The 1,259-nt window shown below is 75.5% G+C and carries 1 protein-coding gene; it reads right to left on the reverse strand.

Going from position 1 to position 1,259, the window contains the following annotated elements:
* Positions 1-1,259: nSTAND1 domain-containing NTPase (locus AWZ10_RS00055; protein WP_482258086.1), on the reverse strand; the 1,259-nt coding region annotated here is incomplete at both ends.

Raw genomic sequence — 1,259 nt, forward strand, 5'->3', positions numbered from 1 at the left:
AGGCGACGGCCCGGCGCTCCGCCTCGCGGGCGTCGAACGCGGCGGTGAGGAAGGCCCGTTCCGCCTCGGTGAGCGCGAGGTCGGAGCGGTGGCCGGGGAACATCTCCTCCGCGCGGGCGAGCCGGGTGCCCCGGTAGAGGGTGCCGGGATCGCGGTCGTGCTCCAGCCAGGCGCGGGCGGCCTCGGTGAGCTGCCGGTGGTGGCGCAGCCGTTCGCGGTCCTGGTCGATCCAGCCGCGCAGCCGGGGCCAGCAGCCGATCAGGGACTCGTGGGCGAGGCGCACACCTTCCTCGTCGACGGTCAGCAGCCGGGCGCGGGCGAGCCGTTCCGCCACCACGAGGATGTCGGGGTGGGTGCACTCCAGGAGTTCGTCCCGGGTGAGGGGGCGCCCGGTGTCGGCCGTACCCCGCCCCGGTTCGACCAGCCGCAGCAGTAACTGCCGGACGGCGGTGGCCTGGGGTGCGGACAACTGCCCGTACACCGTCTCGGCGCTCGCCGCGATCGCGCCGTTGAGGCCGCCGGCCGCCTCGTACGCTGCCGTCGTCAGCATGCGGCCCCTGCGCCGGCGCCAGGTCTCCAGCAGGGCGTGCGACAGCATGGGCAGCGCGCCGGGCCGGTCGAGGACCTCCTCGACGACGTTCGCCGCCAGCGAGCGTTCCACCAGGAGTCCGGCCGCCTGCGCGGGCCGTACCACCACCTCACGCAGCTCGTCCGCGGTCATCGCGCCGACCGACAGCCCGGCGAGGCGCAACGCCTCCGCGAGGCCGGGGTGTTCGGCGCAGCGGGCGTGGAAGTCGGCGCGTACGGCGATGAGGACCCGCAGCCGGGAGTCCGGGTCACGGGCGGTCAGCAGCAGGTCGAGGAAGCGGGCCCGCTCCGCCTCGTCCCGGCAGCGGGTGAACACCTCCTCGAACTGGTCCACCACGACCCAGCTGTCCGGCTCGCCGTCGGCCACGGTCAGCAGATGCCCGTACGTCTCCGCCGGCCGGGCGCCCGGGGTGAACACCCGCAGCACCGACTCGCAACGCTGCCGCGCGATGTCCGCGCGGAGCCGGGGCAGGAACCCGGCGCGCAGCAGGGACGACTTGCCGCTGCCGGAGGCGCCGAAGACGGCCGCGAAGCGGTGGGCGGCGACCAGGTCGCAGAGCTCCTCCACCAGCCGGTCGCGGCCGAAGAACAGTTCGTGGTCGTCCGGTTCGAAGCGGGCGAGGCCCCGGTACGGCGCCGGGTCGTCCCCGCCGTCGTCCGCGGTCGCCGCG

The organism is Streptomyces europaeiscabiei (genome assembly GCF_001550375.1).
Taxonomy (GTDB): Bacteria; Actinomycetota; Actinomycetes; order Streptomycetales; family Streptomycetaceae; genus Streptomyces; species Streptomyces europaeiscabiei.